Here is a 13,415-nt window from a genome sequence, read left to right on the forward strand (position 1 = left end):
TCCTACCTTCCTCCTCTCAGTAGTTTTTCCATAGGGTCATTACTTTCCTCTTCAAAAATTTCTGTACAATTTTGTTTGACGATGTCATAAATCTCATACCAAATCAGGTTAGCTGTCTTTTGAAACTGTGATGACATCTGTATAAATGGAGATGCAATTACTCCTCCTGTTGTTGGATGTTTTCCAAGCATTCCATATCTACTGATAGCTTCTTCACACTGAATATATCTTGCAAATGCCTGTGAATAGGATTCAATCAGTCTTTTGTTTACAAGTTTTTCGCACTTTCTTTCCTTAAGCCACTGCCATGTTTCTTTATATATACGGTCTGCTCCAAGCGGAATCCCACTCTTTTGTTTAGCGGATAGGTACTCGCTTGGCTTTGGCATATCCATGCCTTCAAGTTCTACACCATCTGGTAAATCAACTGATTCAAGGTCTGCGTAATACTCATCCGGAATATCATTTGCCAGTAGTTTTACTTTTTCCCCAGCTTGTATCTTTTCAGCTATAGGCTTTGGTTTATCTCCGGCTCTTACCCTTCTTCCTCCTCTATATGTTCCGTCTTTTGCCACTCCCATCACATCCTTTCTATTCCGATTTGGTGTATTTTCTTTAATACCCTGTTTGAACCTCCCTTTTTGTGCGTGAGACCCCACGCCCGTTCCACAAGAGATAGATTCGTAGAGATAATTACCGCCCCTACCTATTGTAATTGAGATAAAATTATGATATTATATTGATAACAAAAGGAGGTAGATACTATGATTAATATTCGTCCTGTTTCTGACTTAAGAAACAAATTTCCTGAAATCGAGGAAACTGTTGTAAACTCAAATTCACCTGTTTTCTTAACTAAAAACGGTTATGGAACTATGGTCCTTCTCAGTATAGAGCAGTACTCCGAACTTACAGATAACATTGAACAAAAGCTTGATGAGGCAGATGCCTTTGCTGAAAGTACTGATATTCGTCTATCTCAAGCAGATGTCTTTAGTAAAGTAAGGAGTCGTATCTATGAAAGAGAAAACCTATAAACTAACATTTCTTCCACTGTTTGAAGAAGACTTAAATGAAGTCGTGGATTATATAAGTCTTAAATTAAAAAATCCAAGTGCTGCCCACCGTCTTGTAGACGATGTAGAACAGGCTATCTTGAAACGATTAGACTCTCCCCTCATTTTCGCACCTTATGCGTCAGCCAAAAACAGAAAGTATCCATACTACAGAATTAACGTGAGAAATTTCTCCATTTTTTATGTAGTGATTGATGACACTATGGAAGTCCGTAGATTTATTTACTCAAAACGAAACATAGATGCTCTTCTAAAATAGCCATTCTTCGGAATGGTTATTTTTTATTCCACCTATCTCCACGACTTGCATGGATTCTCGCATGACACGATTTACATAAAGATATCAAATTACTTTTGTTATGATTTCCACCTTCTGCTAGTGGTTTAATGTGATGTACTTCTTCTACTGGGACTAAAACTCCCTTCTTAAAGCACTCCTCACAAAATGGATGTGCTTTAACATAGCGATCTCTAATTCTTCTCCAACTTCTCCCATATCTTTTCTTTACTGCTGGATCCCTGTCATACTTCTCATAGCGTTTGTTTTCTTGTTTTTGATGCTCCTCGCAAAACCTACTCTCAGTTAAGTTAGGACATCCGGGGTAAGAACACGGACTCTTTGGCTTTCTTGGCAAGTCTTCCACCTCCTTTTAAGCATAAGAAAAGCCCTGAAGGATTTCCTCCAAGGCTTAACTCTTTATACTTTTTGCTGATTATATAATATCACATTTAGCCATAGGTTCGCACCATACCAAACCGTACCAAAACGTACCATTTTTCCCTAAATTCATAACCATATAGGATTTTCGGGTAAAACAGCATTCTTAATTGCCTTTTCATGCCATCTAATGATGGTAGTTTTCCCTGCATGGAGTTCTCTTCCTATTTCTTCCCAAGTCATATTTTTTAAGTACCTATACCTAAGAACCATTTGTTCATCCATATTTTCTAGCTCAGAAATCATTTCAAGCATTTGTTCTTTTAAGCTTATTAAAAGTGTTAGCTCATCATTTATCTTTGCTTCTAAATCCATAATTTTTGTAAGCGATCTGACAAATGAAGCTTCATGGTTTCTACTTGTTTGTACCCTCTCTATATCAAATCTTGGTGATGAAACACTAGATGCCAATGCACGAAGATTTTCAACATCTTCTAAATCAGCCTTTATTCTTTTATCAAGACGGTACGCTTGATTTAGATATTCTTTTGATGTCATTAGCATAACCTCCGATTTTATACTTCTCGGATTGTCACCTTTTGACACTGATTGTCTTATATTTTCATATTTACCTTTACTGCATCAATTAAAGCCGATTGACTAATATCTTTATCCGATAGAGACATCATTATTCTTTCGTCTACAGTATTTTTTGTAAGAATATGGATTACGCTGACTGTCTTGTTATTTTGCCCCTGTCTCCATAGTCTTGCTACAGTCTGCTGATAAAATTCTAAATTCCATGTAATGCCAAACCAGACTAAAATAGAGCCACCGTTTTGAAGATTAAGGCCATGACCTGCTGATGCTGGATGGAGAAGACCTACAGCAATCTTCCCTTCATTCCATTTTCTTATACTTTCATCGGTATCTACCTTCGCAAATTCTATTCCCAACTTTTTTAGCCTTTTAGATATTCTTTTAAAGTCATGCTTAAACCAGTAGGCTACTAATACAGAATTTCCATTTGCAGATTCAATTATATCCTCTAAAGCATCAAGTTTTCTCTCATGAAATTCTATAACTTCTTCATTATCTGCATACACTGCACCGTTTGCCATTTGAGATAATTTTCCCGATAGACTTGTTGCATTTGCTGCTGTTATTCCTCCATCTGGAAGGGATAATATCAAATCCTTTTTTAGAGCCTTGTACTTTTTTTCTTCTTTTTCTGATAGATAGACCATATATTTCGAATTAACTAATTCCGGCATTTTAAGATGGTCTGTTGCTTTCATGGATATCGTAATATCAGATATTTTTTTATAAATACTATCTTCAGCACCTGCAAGTGGCTTATAGCTATAAACGATATGACCGTTCATTTTATCCGGTTTAAAATAAGCATTTCTATACTGACCAATGAATCTACCAAGCCTTTCTCCCATATCAAGCACCTTATATTCTCCAAATAAATCCATAAGACCATTTGGTGATGGCGTACCAGTAAGACCGATCACTCTTCTTACTTTTGGTCTTATTTTCATAAAATATTTAGACCTTTGAGACTTATGATTTTTGAAGGAACTAAGTTCATCAATTACCACAGTGTCAAAATCAAATTTAACTTTTGATTTTTCTATAAGCCATTGAATATTTTCTCTGTTTATCACATAGATATCTGCCTTACTTTCAAGTGCTGATATTCTTTCTTTTTCAGTACCTACAACTATGGAAAATTGTAAATCTTTTAAATGATCCCACTTTTTTATTTCAGCTGACCATGTATTTCTTGCAACTCTAAGAGGTGCAATCACTAAAATTTTATGTGCTTCAAAATAGTCAAACAGTAGATTATTTAAAGCTGTAAGCGTGATACTTGTTTTTCCAAGTCCACAGTCTAAAAATACGGCAGATATTTTATGAGACTCAATATATTCTCTTGCATAATTTTGATAATCATGAGGCTTATATATCATCAAGCACACCTCCTATCTGCATTGCATCATCAATCACATAAACCTTAAAGCCAAGATTTCTTAAAAGTCTATGCCTTGATAACTGAAGAGGTCTTGGTTTCTTTCCTTTCGCCTTTAACTCTGCAAAGGCAATTCTTCCTTTTGGCATTAATATAATTCTATCTGGCATACCATCAAATCCCGGTGTTGCGAATTTTGGACATAACCCACCTTGCTTTTTCACCGCTGAAACCAGCTTTTTTTCTATAAATTTTTCTCTCATTTTTAATCCTCTCAGTAACAAGGTAACAAGTAGAACAAGTTTTTCTATATTCCTATACGCACGTATATGCGTAATAACAAGCTACTAATAGGCTATATATTAACTAAAATAATTATATAGGTACTTCTTGTTCCACTTGTTCCCATCTTCTATAACTATTGATTTTACTAACTTAATTAAAGGAACATACTTTAGAACAATCTTATGAATAATCATTTACTCTTCGTTCCACCACAAGAACAACAATTTTTTGCCTTGTTCCCTCTCCTACCTATCGTTCCTTTCATAGACTCGTTGTTTTCCATACAACGGTATTCTTTTTGAATTACTTTTTTGCCATCCATCAATTTTTTGCATAATACCACCTAGTTCATAAGAGTCTATTTTTTTCATAACAGAAGGATCTTTTCCAAAGCACTCACACCATATTTCCATATTACAAACAGTAGTCCTTCTCACAATCCCCTTTTTAGCCATACCGGATACTCCGCTATCGCTAAGATAATTCCTTCTTTCATATAGATCCATATCGTCCCAGTCATCTGGAAGGAGCGTGTCTAAATACTCACGAACAAGACCTTCTCTTTCATCAGATTCCATAGCATCCGCTTGCTTAGATCTAGCAAGTACTGCCGTATCACCTTCAAGATATAATTTTTCACCCATTTTATATAAATGAACAGCCTCTGCCCATATCTGCTCCACTTCATCCTTTGTTATCTCCCATGATTTTTTCTTTGATTTACCATTAACACTAACTGGCCAAAACCTACGGTTGCCTGTGATGTCACGAAGGAAACCTGTCTCAGAATTAGTAGACCCAACAATGATACACTGTCTGGGATGACTCTCTACAGTTTTTCCATAGGATGGTCTATACTCGTCATCTGTACGGCTAATAAATGATTTTACCGACTCGATATCAGCTTTTTTCATGCCGGCAAGTTCTCCAAGTTCTAGTATCCAGTAACCTTGAAGTTTTTCTGCTCCAGACTTATCCTTCATATCTGTCAATGTCAAACTGTCAGAAAACCAATCTCCAGCGAGCCTTGAAAAGAAAGTGGATTTACCTATTCCTTGAGCACCATTTAGAATTAAAACGCTATCAAATTTAGTTCCTGGTTTATATATTCTTGCTACAGCTGCAACAAGTGTTTTTCTACTAACTGCTCTCGTGTAATCAGTATCCTCTGCACCAAAATAATCGATAAGGATAGTATCAATCCTTGAAACTCCGTCCCAAGCAGAGAGACCATTCAGATAATCCCTTATAGGATGAAACCTTCTATCGTCTGCAACTTTTGTAAAAGCTACATCATGATTTCTAGTAGAAAAGGTTACATATTTTACATCAATTAGGGCTTTCATCTGAGCAGTATCAGCATCCCTCCAGAACTTATTATCTCTTGGTCTTTCCCAAGGCACAGAACCAGTGACCTGTATTCTACTTGCCATTTCGTTATATCCAAAATTCGCAAAGTCAGGATCGTTGTTTAATATGAGCATTTCATTCCAGACGCTATTTTCTAAAACCTTACTTCTAGGCTGTAATTTCAGCTTTAATCTCCAGTCTCCATCTTCTTCATCTAAACTTTTGAAATCATCTTCCGCTTGCTTTTTCTTTTCATCTGCTATCTGAAGTTTCACACTATCTAAAGTAATAGCAAACTTGGACATAGCATTAAAAGATTTTTTCGGATCATCATCATAAAATTTATGGATTCTAACAAGATCAAAGGCACTTAAAAGTTTAAGATAGGCTGGATCTTTTGCATGATGGCTATAGGAAAACTTCCCTTCATGAATTAAAAGACCGGGCTGACTTTGTGATTCAAAATACCTATACCTATTTTCCATATCAGATGTTTCATAAATATCAGAAAGCAGTTCCTCAATTACAGTGTTTATGGGATAAAAAGCCCTATTAAAAGCACCTACTATTCCCTCTTTTTCAAGTGGGTCTGCCTGCTTTTTATCGCTAATGCCTCTTGCTACACTTTCTCTAGAAGATGTTGGTAAAAGCGTTGGATCAGTCCATTCTGGATGAGCTAATAAAATATCATCTGGATTTAGAATAGTCCCATCTACTTTTTCAAACACAAAATCACCATTAGAGGGTGTGGTCGGCCAATACATAAGTTGTTGTGGTCTATAGGAGCATTCATCAAACATATCTATCTCCCAGTCACTTGCAAAATATCTTGATACCGCTACATACTCTTCTGGTGTAATATTTCTAGATAAGGGCACAATTATTCTAAGCCTTGGCTTTTCTTTTGTATGGCTATGGGTTGTATAAAGACAGGATGTGAAAGTGCAAAGCATGGTAAATCTATCAATAAAGTCAATATCAGCTTGGTCAACATCTAGTGTAAGCATAGAGCGACATTCTACATTTTCACCCTTTCTGCTTCCACCTTTAAGACTTCCTCCAACAAATCCACCTTTGTCCTTAACCCTATCCTTTTCACTTTTTGGAAGCTTAGGGTATTCTTCTTTTGTCTCTGAAGTATAAATTGTTGTAGATAGTCTTTTACATAAATCATCAAAGCTTATCTCTTTATTGGTCCACTTCTTAGCAAAGCAGCTACTTCCATATGCAATTTTTAGTTTCTGCACTGCTTTCTACCTCCTTAAGCTCTTCTGAAAAATATCTAATTTTATACTTTCTTTTAATTGCCTTCTTTATTTCACACTCCATTCCTTTTGATATATGCTCTCCAAAGACCCAAACTTCCCTACACTTATCCATCAATACGTTTCCGAATTTAAGACCAAGCTTTCTGTCTTTTGGAATGCTATCATCAAGAAACTGAGGAAACAAAAGATGAGGAGCAATGGGAATGTATCCCTCATCTACAGCAAACCTTGAATACTTTCTTGCAGACAAAATATTTTTATGTGTGTCTCCGGCAAAGGGAGAACACACATATACAAGGGGCATAAATTTACTATTTTTCTTCATAGGATATACCTCCTATCATTTTCTTGCTACAATCCTCACAAAGTACGGCCGTACTACAAAGGTCACCTTCTCCATCAGATATCACATCTTCAAGGTTTACCTGAACCTCTCTACCGCATTTAGGACATATACAAAATACATTCTCATCGTTGATTTCAATCTTTGTTTCTGCTGTATCGCTTATTTTTTCTTTTACATAAAACATACTATTTATCCTCCCTTATCTTAGTTGCTTCCATATGAGGCTTATATTTTTTTGTATTAACTCTTTCATAAAAAATATAAAAGTAGGGCTTTGCCCTCTAATAGTGAAAGGACAAAACCCTAGCTTTTAAGAACCAATAGGTCTAATCTTTTTTATAAAAATTACATTCATAGCCATCTGCTCTAAGAAGGAGTCCATCTATCCACGGAGGAGTTTCTCCCAACTTCTTACAAATAGCATCTACTGACAAACCCATACTTGCTTCAATAATTATTTCATCATGGACATGAGCACATATAAGGCAGTAGGATAAATTATTCAAAGCATAAGCTAAAATATCACGGCTTATAGCCTGAACAATATTCTCTACAAACTTAGGTCCATAGCTTTCTATCCTGCCCCACTTTTTCCCTGTAGTTATACCCTCATAAGTAACATTTTCTCCTCCGAACCTATTTTCACCTATTCTTGGTTTCACATAGGAAAGCCTCCTGCCACTTGGAAGTTCAATAAAAAGCATGGCACTTTGATATATGAATTTTATATTTCTAGTTTCAGTAGTAGTCTTTTCTTTTATAGAAGTCTTTATGCATTTATCTACCTCCCACCAAAACCTAACAATATTAGAATTTGCTGCTCTCCAAGAATCTACAAGTGGCTGAAGTTCCTCTTCTAAAAGTCCCATTTCAAGAGCTCCCATTGAAGTTAGTGCTCCAGTACCTCCACCGTATCCAAGAGCAAGTTCAGCAATTTTCCCTTTTTGCCTAAGTTCTGCATTTATCCCATGCTTTTCTACAGGAACTCCAAACATGGCTGATGCAGATGCACAGTAAATATCTCCATTATTTTCAAATACTTCACTTCTCCATTTTTCCTTAGCTAAAAAGGATAGGACTCTTGCTTCTATAGCAGAAAAATCAGCTACGATAAATTTCATGCCTTCTCTTGGGATGAAAGCAGTTCTAATAAGTTGTGATAAGGTATCTGGAATATCTTCATATAGCATGGTCATTGCTTCATAATCTCCCATGTCCACTAAGTCTCTAGCTTCTTTTAAATATGGCAAATGGTTCTGTGGTAAGTTCTGGAGCTGAATGAGCCTACCTGCCCATCTTCCACTACGACTTGCTCCATAGAATCGAAACATTCCCCTTGCTCTTTGGTCCTTACATACTGCATTTTCCATAGCCTGATACTTTTTAACCGATGACTTTGCTAATTTTTGCCTAATTTCTAAGACCTCTTTTATATTCTTAGGTACTGTTTCAAGTAGACTAGCTACAGATTTTTTATCTAAACTTTCTGCTAGAATTCCTTGTTCTTTTAGCCACTCTTTCATCTGCATCACACTATTGGGATTATCAAGACCTGTTATACTTTTTAGTTTTGAAATAAGAGTATGCCTAGTAGATGAATCAAAGGCTATGGCATTTTTTGCCATGTTAAGATCAACTTTGATACCTCTATCATTTATCTCTTGGTCTAGGTAAAACTCATTCCAGACAAATTCTGGAACTGGAAATTTTTTTAACCTAGCTTGAATTTCCATCTCGGCCTTAACATCACGAATGTTATATTTTATAAATCTATTCCATTTTTACCTAGCATCACATGGTAAATTTCTATCTCTATAGCCATTTGTCTTTGTAGGTTTACAAGGCACACAAAAATATTTTATTAAATCCTTTCCCTCTTTTAGCTTCTGCTCTTCAAGCCCTAGTACTGTTCCAGCATTTTCTAATGATAATGGTAATCCCATATACGCACACCAAGTCATCGTGCATTTCCAAGAAACCGGCGAAAGATAATCCCCCACCGTATCTTCTGCAATGCTGTAACTTATAAACTTCTGCGGATAATATCGTCTCAGATACTCCGACAGACATATTCTTTCAAACTGACTGTTAAATGCCCACTTTGTAATATTTTCATTGGTTAGTGCATCTATAATCTCATCCGGGATCCGTTCTCCCTGTGTCAGGTCAACCACCTGCACCACCTGTTCATCTGCCGAATAGCCAAACAGTAAGATTTCAAAATTCGGAGACTGGACATACTTATACACACCACACTTCTGCAAATCCACATCGGAATAACACTCTATGTCGATTGATAATTTTTTTATACTAGCCATGAATAAGATCTCCTTTTCTTTATTGCACTTATAACAGACGAAGATACACCATACATTCTGGCTAGCTCAGAACCTTTAATTCCTGCAAATAATCCAAATCGTATCTGCTGAACATCTTCCATAAATAATTTTCTCCATTTTCCGCCTTGATAATAAACATCGAGTATATTTTCAGTTCTTGTTCCATATCTGAGATTTTCTAGTCTATTATCTTTGGGATTCCCATTGATATGAAGGATTTCCACACCCTCCGGTGTTTCTCCTACGAAGGTTCTCATTACCAACTGATGCACAGGAGATCCAATAGCCCCATGACCTAGCACAACCGAAACATGACCGTTTTTGCAAAATTGTCCCGGCTTTAAGACTCTACCAGATACCTTCCTTCTAAATTCATTGCCTGAATAGTGGCATCTTCCTCTAACATATCGATCTAAACTCCTAATTCTCCCCATATTACTTGCTTGATATTTCCCCTCATAACCAGGAATATCTCTCCATACTTCATCCATTTCATCACCATCCTAAAAAGTAAGGCGGCAAGATTGCTCCTGCCACCCCACCGTCATTTCTTATACCTGTTTTTACTTGAAATCGTTCATTCTCTTTACGATTACCAAAATTGCCCGTGCTGTTTCCATGTGTTGTCACCTGTCCCTTTCTTAAGATAAAAAGTCATCTGTATCTTCATCTACATCTGCAAAGTCATCTTCTGCTCTGGATTTTCCACCAAGAGGTTCTCCATCAGAAATCTTCTGCAGATTGTTAAGCCCTACTGCGATACCCTTGTTTCCATTGGAATTAAAGGCATAAAAGTTGATACTCGCACGTCCATATACACCGCTATATACTTCACTACGGTCAATGATTTCTTCACGGTTGGCATCTACAATTCCAGGTGCAGCTATACTATTCGCATTAATAAAATAGCTATCCTTATATGCCTCATCATCTGGTCTTTCTAAATCCCCATCCCTAAGTGGAGTCTTAATAGATTTAAGTGCAGGTACGCTCTTTCCGTTACCTTTGAGCTTAGATTCCCCCTCTTCATAAGCTGCCTTAATTGCCGCTTCAATCTTTGCAACTGTCTTAGTATCAGACTTTGGTATAATAAGGCTTACACTGTATTTAGGTGTACCACCATTAATAGATTTTGGATCCCATACATTTGCATAACTCCATCTTGTCTTTGGTCCTGTAATAACTTTTGTTGGGTTCTTATAATTCATTGTCATATTTTTATTCCTCCATAAAATCTTCTTTTACTGAATTAAGTTCTAATCTTTTGTCTGTTCTTTTCACAAGTGTTGGTTTACCTTGAGGTTTCTTTATAAGTCCTGAAAGTAATTCTTCAAATCTTGTTTTTCCTAGTAGCTTTGTCATAGCGGTAATACCTAAAACCTTTTTCTCATATGGATCAAAGCCAGCTTTTTCTACTTTTTCTGCAACTTTCTTTTCATCAACATATTTTCTGGTCGCTCTTCCTTCTACGACTTTCCAATCATTCCATTTCTTGCCTTCCACTGCTTTTTTCAGGGCGTATTCTTTAATATCTCCTGCCCAAGCTACTAAGTCATCTACCTTTTCTAGGATGATTTCAATTTCATCATCTTCAAGATTCTCCGGCATCTTGAAATCATACGTTGCAAGCAAAAGATTATATTCTGCTCGTTTTCTGCATGTAGCTTTCACCTTACAAAACTGACAGTGCTCTCCGGCTTTAAAGCTGCCCTCACCAATAGCTGCAAGTTTTGCCTGTGGCATTAAAGTTTTCTCTGCCCAAGAAAGAAGAGCCTCTTTTGAGACGGTATAGGTGCTTATATGCTCTCTTCTTGGCTGGAAGATAGTCATAGTAATTTCTTTGATGTCATAAATTCCATCAAATATAGCTAGTGCTCCTAAGGCATAGCACATCATTTGAGGGTTATTATTTGCATCTACAAGGATTCCTAGACCATATTTTAGGTCAATTACAGTCAGCTTCTCATCAGATACAATAATGCAGTCTCCTGTTCCAAAACCATCCGGAACCCATTTAGAAAAGTCTAGGTGCTGCTCTATTAATATGATTGGATCTTTACAGAGGCTCTTAGCCTGTTCATACTGGGTTGCTACATAAGTAGCATACTCTTCTGATGATTCTTCCATTTCTTCATCATAATAATTTAGGTTATCCTTTGGACTTTTAACTTTTTCTCCAAGGAGCTTCCTAAGCTTATATTCACTTAAGCTATGTGCATCCGTTCCCTGCCTAGCATATTCACTTGGAATATCATTTATCTCTTTACAAAGAAGTGCTGATGGTGGGCATTCAATCCACCTTGCTGAAGATGATGCAGAAAGCACTGCATGTTTATCCGGCATTTCCTATAACCTCCACTTCTTTTAGTAGCTCAGAATATTCTTTTGGATCTACTTCAGATAATTTATTTGCTCCGTGTTTTTCCAGAATTTCTTTAATTTCTTTTGTAAATCCATTACGTGATTTTTCAGCTAACACAGCCCTTACATCTTCTAAGGTTAGTTCTTTCTCTGCCTTAGTTTCTACAATTTCAGTTTTAGATTCCAAGCCCTCTTTTAGCTTTTCTGAAATTACTTTTAGAATGTCACCGCACTTATGAAGTTCATCTGCAAGAGCACATAGTTCTTTGTCTTTTACCATATGGACCATCTCCTTTCCTTTGACTTAAATTTCTTGTGATTTTCTCTGTAACTATCTGAATGGTAAGAAGTGTATCTGCGATTTCTCTATCGATACCACTTACGCATTTTCTAGTTTCAGATCTACATTTGTTTGTCATGTTTGACCTCCTATCCGAGTGGCTTTCTTGCACCTCTGCTAGTAAAAGGACATGAGTAAATTATTTAAGTACCAAAGTTATAAAAAATCTGCACCACTTTTTTTATGATGCAGACCTTCAGATTATTTATATGGTATAAGCTTATCTTTGAGTTTTAAAAAAATCTTTTGTTTTCTCTTATTAACACCCTTTTGGCTCATACCTATCTCACTACCAATGGCTGATTCTGAATACCCTTCTCCAAATAACTTCATAATTTTCCTATCAATTTCTTCCAAGGTACTAAGTTCTTTTCTAAGAGCTTCTAAAAGTTCCCTTTTCATAAGGTCTTCCTCAATATCATATGAATCTGCAAACTCAAATTCATTATTGTCGTAAAGAGAATCAAGAGAAATATCTCCCTCTCCCTTCATTCTCTTCTCATGCTGTCTTTGTTCTTTTTTATCTTCCCTCCATAAAGGGCGCATATATTCATAGTACTGCTCCTTAGTAGCGGGTATCATAATTACTCTGACAGGTTTGTTCCCTATCTTTTGCCATACAATTTCCTCTGATTTTAGATTAAAAGCCCTGATGGTTTCAGGTGTAACTTCCATAGGAATAAAATACTGCTTATCACTGTTTTTCTTTTCTTTGTCTAAATTTGTCATCATGCAGACCCTCCTTCGGTCTAAAAACCGAAGTGAGAATCCACACGAGACTTTCCCTAATATTGGCCATAAGAATGAATCCTCGCTTCTTAACTGGCCAACCGTCCCAGTGGGTTGACTTTATTTTGTTGTTTATGTCTCAAAGCTCTGGGCATCGTTAGCTAGACGATGAACCTTAAGACAAATTTTGATTATCAAATACAATTTATAAAAAAAGAGCCTAAGTAGTTTCATCAATGGACCTCTCCAATGGTTAAACTACTCAGGCTCCCTCTGCTATGGTTTCCATACCACACGGTTTGCTCTTAAGTATTCGCATATATTAAATTTTCCTTTACTGATTTCCTCTGATTTACCAATATGATTATGGACTGCAATCTTGCATTCCAGCATAGGTTTCTTCGGTGGAATAATCCGAATAGGTCCTATGGCCATATTGCAGGGATTTCTAGTATCATCTGTTATCGTGTTTTCTTAAATTTACCACGATTTTTATTAGCAATTGATGGATTATATACCTGTTTTAGAAAATTAGATATTGTTAATCTTTTTCCTTTCGGACCTTCAATAACAGGATCTCCATCTTCGCCTTGATATCGCATACAAAATTTAGTGCCGTCATCAGCATAAATTGGATAATCAGTCTTTGTCATGAATAACCCTCCTCTCTTAAAAAAGTCTAAAG

General features: G+C 36.4%; 19 protein-coding genes. 2 read left to right on the forward strand and 17 right to left on the reverse strand.

Annotated features, from left to right (window positions below; translation table 11 throughout):
- Positions 1 to 2: 2 nt before the first annotated feature.
- On the reverse strand, positions 3 to 581 hold the full coding sequence (locus BM120_RS02970; protein ID WP_330389320.1) for a P27 family phage terminase small subunit: 579 nt from the start codon (positions 579 to 581) through the stop codon (positions 3 to 5).
- 183 nt (positions 582 to 764) lie between these two features.
- On the opposite strand from BM120_RS02970, the gene BM120_RS02975 reads away from it, so the two are divergent.
- Together BM120_RS02975 and BM120_RS02980 are read left to right on the forward strand one after the other, a co-directional pair.
- On the forward strand, positions 765 to 1,037 hold the full coding sequence (locus BM120_RS02975; protein WP_091993161.1) for a type II toxin-antitoxin system Phd/YefM family antitoxin: 273 nt from the start codon (positions 765 to 767) through the stop codon (positions 1,035 to 1,037).
- On the forward strand, positions 1,018 to 1,335 hold the full coding sequence (locus BM120_RS02980; protein WP_091993162.1) for a type II toxin-antitoxin system RelE/ParE family toxin: 318 nt from the start codon (positions 1,018 to 1,020) through the stop codon (positions 1,333 to 1,335). Before BM120_RS02975 ends, BM120_RS02980 begins: the two co-directional genes overlap by 20 nt.
- Before the next feature lie 16 nt (positions 1,336 to 1,351).
- Here the strand turns inward: BM120_RS02980 and BM120_RS02985 are convergent, their stop codons facing one another.
- The 16 genes from BM120_RS02985 to BM120_RS03050 form a co-directional block, all read right to left on the reverse strand.
- Entirely contained in the window at positions 1,352 to 1,711 is a 360-nt protein-coding gene (locus BM120_RS02985; protein ID WP_091993164.1) for an HNH endonuclease, read from the reverse strand.
- A gap of 152 nt (positions 1,712 to 1,863) precedes the next feature.
- Complete coding sequence (locus tag BM120_RS02990) at positions 1,864 to 2,292, reverse strand: DUF1492 domain-containing protein (RefSeq protein ID WP_091993166.1); 429 nt, start codon at positions 2,290 to 2,292, stop codon at positions 1,864 to 1,866.
- 56 nt (positions 2,293 to 2,348) lie between these two features.
- Positions 2,349 to 3,713 carry a DEAD/DEAH box helicase gene (locus BM120_RS02995; RefSeq protein WP_091993168.1) on the reverse strand — a complete coding sequence of 455 codons (1,365 nt, stop codon included), beginning with the start codon at positions 3,711 to 3,713 and terminating at the stop codon, positions 2,349 to 2,351.
- Positions 3,703 to 3,975 (reverse strand): VRR-NUC domain-containing protein, encoded by a 273-nt coding sequence (locus tag BM120_RS03000; RefSeq protein WP_091993170.1) that lies wholly within the window; start codon positions 3,973 to 3,975, stop codon positions 3,703 to 3,705. The genes BM120_RS02995 and BM120_RS03000 overlap by 11 nt, the downstream gene beginning before the upstream one ends.
- A 267-nt stretch (positions 3,976 to 4,242) precedes the next feature.
- The gene (locus tag BM120_RS03005; protein ID WP_091993172.1) at positions 4,243 to 6,594 is read right to left on the reverse strand and encodes a virulence-associated E family protein; all 2,352 of its coding nucleotides are present in this window, start codon (positions 6,592 to 6,594) and stop codon (positions 4,243 to 4,245) included.
- Positions 6,563 to 6,940, reverse strand: a complete 378-nt coding sequence (locus tag BM120_RS03010; RefSeq protein WP_091993174.1) for a DUF7768 domain-containing protein — start codon at positions 6,938 to 6,940, stop codon at positions 6,563 to 6,565. Before BM120_RS03010 ends, BM120_RS03005 begins: the two co-directional genes overlap by 32 nt.
- Positions 6,927 to 7,145, reverse strand: coding sequence for a hypothetical protein (locus BM120_RS03015; protein ID WP_091993175.1), 219 nt, complete (start codon positions 7,143 to 7,145; stop codon positions 6,927 to 6,929). Before BM120_RS03015 ends, BM120_RS03010 begins: the two co-directional genes overlap by 14 nt.
- A 142-nt stretch (positions 7,146 to 7,287) precedes the next feature.
- Positions 7,288 to 8,694, reverse strand: coding sequence for a DNA polymerase (locus BM120_RS03020; protein WP_330389322.1), 1,407 nt, complete (start codon positions 8,692 to 8,694; stop codon positions 7,288 to 7,290).
- Between the two features lie 48 nt (positions 8,695 to 8,742).
- Positions 8,743 to 9,279 (reverse strand): hypothetical protein, encoded by a 537-nt coding sequence (locus BM120_RS11280; protein WP_330389323.1) that lies wholly within the window; start codon positions 9,277 to 9,279, stop codon positions 8,743 to 8,745.
- Positions 9,267 to 9,791, reverse strand: a complete 525-nt coding sequence (locus BM120_RS03025; protein WP_091993177.1) for an NUMOD4 motif-containing HNH endonuclease — start codon at positions 9,789 to 9,791, stop codon at positions 9,267 to 9,269. The genes BM120_RS11280 and BM120_RS03025 overlap by 13 nt, the downstream gene beginning before the upstream one ends.
- Positions 9,792 to 9,941: 150 nt before the next feature.
- On the reverse strand, positions 9,942 to 10,514 hold the full coding sequence (locus BM120_RS03030; protein WP_091993179.1) for a DUF2815 family protein: 573 nt from the start codon (positions 10,512 to 10,514) through the stop codon (positions 9,942 to 9,944).
- Positions 10,515 to 10,518: 4 nt separating this feature from the next.
- A complete protein-coding gene (locus BM120_RS03035; protein WP_091993180.1) occupies positions 10,519 to 11,643 on the reverse strand; it encodes a DUF2800 domain-containing protein in 1,125 nt (374 codons plus the stop codon).
- Positions 11,633 to 11,941 carry a hypothetical protein gene (locus BM120_RS03040; protein WP_091993182.1) on the reverse strand — a complete coding sequence of 103 codons (309 nt, stop codon included), beginning with the start codon at positions 11,939 to 11,941 and terminating at the stop codon, positions 11,633 to 11,635. The genes BM120_RS03035 and BM120_RS03040 overlap by 11 nt, the downstream gene beginning before the upstream one ends.
- A complete protein-coding gene (locus BM120_RS10830) occupies positions 11,904 to 12,080 on the reverse strand; it encodes a hypothetical protein (protein WP_177187360.1) in 177 nt (58 codons plus the stop codon). Before BM120_RS10830 ends, BM120_RS03040 begins: the two co-directional genes overlap by 38 nt.
- A gap of 122 nt (positions 12,081 to 12,202) precedes the next feature.
- Complete coding sequence (locus BM120_RS03045; protein ID WP_207645689.1) at positions 12,203 to 12,733, reverse strand: sigma-70 family RNA polymerase sigma factor; 531 nt, start codon at positions 12,731 to 12,733, stop codon at positions 12,203 to 12,205.
- A gap of 458 nt (positions 12,734 to 13,191) precedes the next feature.
- A complete protein-coding gene (locus tag BM120_RS03050; RefSeq protein ID WP_091993184.1) occupies positions 13,192 to 13,383 on the reverse strand; it encodes a hypothetical protein in 192 nt (63 codons plus the stop codon).
- Between the last annotated feature and the right edge of the window lie 32 nt (positions 13,384 to 13,415).

The organism is Peptostreptococcus sp. D1 (assembly GCF_900112955.1).
GTDB lineage: Bacteria > Bacillota > Clostridia > Peptostreptococcales > Peptostreptococcaceae > Peptostreptococcus.

What these genes read in the sequence shown, in the direction of transcription:
- BM120_RS02970 (WP_330389320.1), bottom strand. Translation starts at nt 581, where the DNA reads ATGGGAGTGGCAAAAGACGGAACATATAGAGGAGGAAGAAGGGTAAGA.
- BM120_RS02975 (WP_091993161.1), top strand. Translation starts at nt 765, where the DNA reads ATGATTAATATTCGTCCTGTTTCTGACTTAAGAAACAAATTTCCTGAA.
- BM120_RS02980 (WP_091993162.1), top strand. Translation starts at nt 1,018, where the DNA reads ATGAAAGAGAAAACCTATAAACTAACATTTCTTCCACTGTTTGAAGAA.
- BM120_RS02990 (WP_091993166.1), bottom strand. Translation starts at nt 2,292, where the DNA reads ATGACATCAAAAGAATATCTAAATCAAGCGTACCGTCTTGATAAAAGA.
- BM120_RS02995 (WP_091993168.1), bottom strand. Translation starts at nt 3,713, where the DNA reads ATGATATATAAGCCTCATGATTATCAAAATTATGCAAGAGAATATATT.
- BM120_RS03000 (WP_091993170.1), bottom strand. Translation starts at nt 3,975, where the DNA reads ATGAGAGAAAAATTTATAGAAAAAAAGCTGGTTTCAGCGGTGAAAAAG.
- BM120_RS03010 (WP_091993174.1), bottom strand. Translation starts at nt 6,940, where the DNA reads ATGAAGAAAAATAGTAAATTTATGCCCCTTGTATATGTGTGTTCTCCC.
- BM120_RS03015 (WP_091993175.1), bottom strand. Translation starts at nt 7,145, where the DNA reads ATGTTTTATGTAAAAGAAAAAATAAGCGATACAGCAGAAACAAAGATT.
- BM120_RS03020 (WP_330389322.1), bottom strand. Translation starts at nt 8,694, where the DNA reads ATGGAAATTCAAGCTAGGTTAAAAAAATTTCCAGTTCCAGAATTTGTC.
- BM120_RS11280 (WP_330389323.1), bottom strand. Translation starts at nt 9,279, where the DNA reads ATGGCTAGTATAAAAAAATTATCAATCGACATAGAGTGTTATTCCGAT.
- BM120_RS03025 (WP_091993177.1), bottom strand. Translation starts at nt 9,791, where the DNA reads ATGGATGAAGTATGGAGAGATATTCCTGGTTATGAGGGGAAATATCAA.
- BM120_RS03030 (WP_091993179.1), bottom strand. Translation starts at nt 10,514, where the DNA reads ATGACAATGAATTATAAGAACCCAACAAAAGTTATTACAGGACCAAAG.
- BM120_RS03035 (WP_091993180.1), bottom strand. Translation starts at nt 11,643, where the DNA reads ATGCCGGATAAACATGCAGTGCTTTCTGCATCATCTTCAGCAAGGTGG.
- BM120_RS03040 (WP_091993182.1), bottom strand. Translation starts at nt 11,941, where the DNA reads ATGGTAAAAGACAAAGAACTATGTGCTCTTGCAGATGAACTTCATAAG.
- BM120_RS10830 (WP_177187360.1), bottom strand. Translation starts at nt 12,080, where the DNA reads ATGACAAACAAATGTAGATCTGAAACTAGAAAATGCGTAAGTGGTATC.
- BM120_RS03045 (WP_207645689.1), bottom strand. Translation starts at nt 12,733, where the DNA reads ATGATGACAAATTTAGACAAAGAAAAGAAAAACAGTGATAAGCAGTAT.
- BM120_RS03050 (WP_091993184.1), bottom strand. Translation starts at nt 13,383, where the DNA reads ATGACAAAGACTGATTATCCAATTTATGCTGATGACGGCACTAAATTT.